The organism is Alcanivorax sp. 1008, from assembly GCF_020667895.1.
GTDB lineage: Bacteria > Pseudomonadota > Gammaproteobacteria > Pseudomonadales > Alcanivoracaceae > PGZG01.
The window spans coordinates 1-2,441 of record NZ_JAFMPS010000058.1 but is presented as its reverse complement, the minus strand read 5'-3'; the positions used below and the strand labels follow the sequence as shown (position 1 = coordinate 2,441).

The 2,441-nt window shown below is 60.5% G+C and carries 1 protein-coding gene; it reads left to right on the top strand.

Annotated elements, in window-relative coordinates; translation table 11 throughout:
- Nucleotides 1-90: 90 nt before the first annotated feature.
- Nucleotides 91-2,441 (top strand): bifunctional aconitate hydratase 2/2-methylisocitrate dehydratase (gene acnB / locus J1C54_RS16165; protein ID WP_229149948.1); only part of this gene is annotated, 2,351 nt, incomplete at its 3' end.

Below are 2,441 nucleotides of genomic sequence, written 5' to 3'. Positions count from 1 at the left end.
CTCTATAATCGCGCCGTTTTGCCACCCCCGGAATTAACCCTAATCATTTGATTTCCAAAAGAAATCAAAACAGCAGACGAGGGAAATATTGTGCTTGAAGCCTATCGCAAACATGTTGAAGAACGCGCCGCCGAAGGCGTGCCGCCGAAACCGCTTAACGAACAGCAGGTTGCCGAACTGGTACTGCTGCTGAAAAACCCGCCAAAAGGCGAAGAAGCATTCCTCGTTGATCTGCTGGAAAACCGTATTCCGCCGGGCGTGGACCAGGCCGCTTACGTGAAAGCGGCGTTCCTTGCTGACGTTGCCAAAGGCAACGCTACCTCCCCGCTGATTTCCCGCGTGCACGCCACCAAGCTGCTGGGCACCATGCAGGGCGGCTATAACGTTGCCCCGCTGGTTGACCTGCTGGACGACGCCGAGTGTGGCGTGACCGCAGCGGAAGCCCTGAAAGGCACCCTGCTGGTGTTTGATGCGTTCCACGACGTGGAAGAGAAATCCAAAGCCGGCAACAAACTGGCCAAAGAAGTGATTCAAAGCTGGGCCGACGCCGAGTGGTTCACCAGCCGCCCGGATCTGGCCGAGAAGATGACCGTCACCGTGTTCAAGGTGACCGGCGAAACCAACACCGACGATCTGTCCCCGGCCCAGGACGCCTGGAGCCGCCCGGACATGCCGCTGCACGCCAACGCCATGCTGAAGAATGCCCGTGATGGCATCTTCCCGGAGAAAGACGGCGAAATCGGCCCGCTCAAGCAAATGGCCGAACTGAAAGCCAAAGGCCACCCGGTTGCCTACGTGGGTGACGTGGTCGGTACCGGCTCGAGCCGTAAATCCGCCACCAACTCGGTGCTGTGGCACTTCGGCGACGACATCCCGTACGTGCCGAACAAGCGCGCCGGCGGCGTCTGCATCGGCGGCAAGATCGCACCGATCTTCTTTAACACCATGGAAGACTCCGGCGCCCTGCCGTTCGAGTGCGATGTATCCAGCATGAACACCGGCGACGTGATCGACATCTATCCGTTCGCGGGCAAGGTGGAAAAAGACGGCAAAGTAATTGCCGAGTTCCAGCACAAATCCAACGTAATTCTGGACGAAGTGCGCGCCGGTGGCCGTATCAACCTGATCATCGGCCGCGGCCTCACCTCCAAGGCCCGTGAGTCACTGGGTCTGCCCGCATCTGATCTGTTCCGCAAACCGGAGCAACCGGCCGACACCGGCAAGGGCTTCACCCTGGCCCAGAAAATGGTCGGCAAGGCCTGCGGCCTGCCGGGCGTCCGTCCGGGCATGTACTGCGAACCGAAGATGACCACCGTCGGCTCCCAGGACACCACCGGTCCGATGACCCGCGACGAACTGAAAGACCTCGCCTGCCTCGGCTTCTCTGCCGATCTGGTTATGCAGTCGTTCTGTCACACCGCCGCCTACCCGAAGCCGGTTGACGTGGAAACCCACCACACCCTGCCGGATTTCATCATGAACCGTGGCGGTGTATCGCTGCGTCCGGGCGACGGCATTATTCACAGCTGGCTGAACCGCATGCTGCTGCCCGACACCGTCGGCACCGGTGGCGACTCGCACACCCGTTTCCCGCTGGGTATTTCCTTCCCGGCTGGCTCCGGCCTGGTAGCCTTTGCTGCCGCGACTGGCGTGATGCCGCTGGATATGCCGGAATCGGTACTGGTGCGCTTCAAAGGCAAAATGCAGCCGGGCATCACCCTGCGTGATCTGGTTCATGCCATCCCGCTGCAGGCTATTAAAGAAGGCCACCTGACCGTAGCCAAAGCCGGCAAGAAAAACGTATTCAACGGTCGCGTTCTGGAAATCGAAGGTCTGGAAGAACTGACCGTCGAGCAGGCGTTCGAACTGTCTGACGCTTCTGCCGAGCGTTCCGCCGCAGGCTGCTCCATCACCCTGTCGGAAGCCAGCGTTGCTGAATACCTGAAATCCAACATCACCATGCTGAAGTGGATGATTGCCAATGGTTACGGCGACGCCCGCACCATCGAGCGTCGTATCCGCGGCATGGAAGCATGGCTGGCCGATCCTAAACTGATGCGCGCCGACAAGGATGCCGAGTACCACACCGTCATCGAAATCGACATGGATCAGATCAAGGAGCCGGTACTGTGCTGCCCGAACGACCCGGACGACGCCAAGGTGCTGTCTGACGTGGCTGGCGCCAAGATCGACGAAGTGTTCATCGGCAGCTGCATGACCAACATCGGCCACTTCCGCGCCGCCGGCAAACTGCTGGAGAAAGTGGAAAGCGGCGCCATGCCCACCCGCCTGTGGATCGCCCCGCCGACCAAGATGGACCAGCACCAGCTGACCGAAGAAGGCTACTACAACATCTACGGCCGCGCCGGTGCCCGCACCGAAATGCCGGGCTGCTCGCTGTGCATGGGTAACCAGGCACGCATCGCGCCGAAGTCCACCGC